1 pseudogene is annotated in these 1110 nt (G+C 48.2%); it reads left to right on the top strand.

The window, feature by feature from the left end:
- Positions 1-470: 470 nt before the first annotated feature.
- Positions 471-1110: pseudogene (locus ACRC27_RS06935) on the top strand (malate synthase A); the annotation flags it as partial.

Here is a 1110-nt window from a genome sequence, read left to right as displayed (position 1 = left end):
CGGTTTCAGGTTTTTATAGCCTGAAATCGGTGTTGTTCACATTGGTTCGATTTTTTCTCTATAACCCCGCGTTTCGTTGGCTTTTTTTCTTTTCCTGTCCGAGTCTTTTTGTATTACGCCGTCGTGTACGCGACTGGCGCGTTAGCTTTTTGTAATAAAATAACTGAAAGACTTTCATTTTTGGTGGTGGGATACGAGAAGCAAAAACGGAAGTCTCTCCCTTTTTAGAGCAATGACTTTATAGGGATATTCAGCATATTCATTTTTTTATCTCGCTGAGCTGAAACCATTTTTCAGCAAATTCAAACGATAACTTAAAACGCGATGTTGATTTTTTGTTATCGATTGGTCATTTTGTTGCCATAGGGACACGTCATAATCAGCAGCACTGGCTCAGTAATTCGAGCGGTGTATCAGCTTAAGCAATACCGGGTGAGTGGTTGCTAATTTACAAATGATAAGGAAAGGGTATGAGCGGACAACACAATACTTCGGCGCAGCACCCGCTGCTGACCTGTACTGAGCCTCTGACCGCAGAGCAGCAGGCCATCCTTACCCCACAGGCATTGGACTTTCTGGCCGAGCTGGTGACCCGTTTCGCCCCGCAGGTACCGCAATTGCTGGCGGCCCGTGAAGCGTTCCAAGCGCAGATTGATGCCGGTGCATTGCCTGATTTTCTGCCTGAAACAGAGCACATTCGCGAAAAAGCCTGGACTATCCGTGGCGTGCCTGCCGATTTGCGCGATCGCCGCGTAGAGATCACCGGCCCTGTTGAACGCAAGATGATCATCAATGCCTTAAATGCCAACGTTAAAGTCTTCATGGCGGATTTTGAAGACTCCTTGGCTCCGGCGTGGGATAAAGTGATCCAAGGGCAAATCAACTTGCGCGATGCAGTGGATGGCACCATTGAATATCGCAGCGAAGAAGGTAAATCCTACCGACTCAATGCCCATCCGGCGGTACTGATTTGTCGGGTGCGGGGCTTCCATCTGCAAGAAAAACATATGCGCTATCAAGGCGAGCCTATTCCCGGCAACCTGTTTGATTTTGCACTCTACTTTTTCCATAACCATCAGCGCTTGCTGGCCAAAGGCAGCGGCCCGTATT

Origin of the sequence: Plesiomonas sp. (assembly GCF_051650925.1) — a bacterium.
GTDB lineage: Bacteria > Pseudomonadota > Gammaproteobacteria > Enterobacterales > CAMTGL01 > Plesiomonas.
This window is presented reverse-complemented; position numbering and strand designations above follow the sequence as displayed.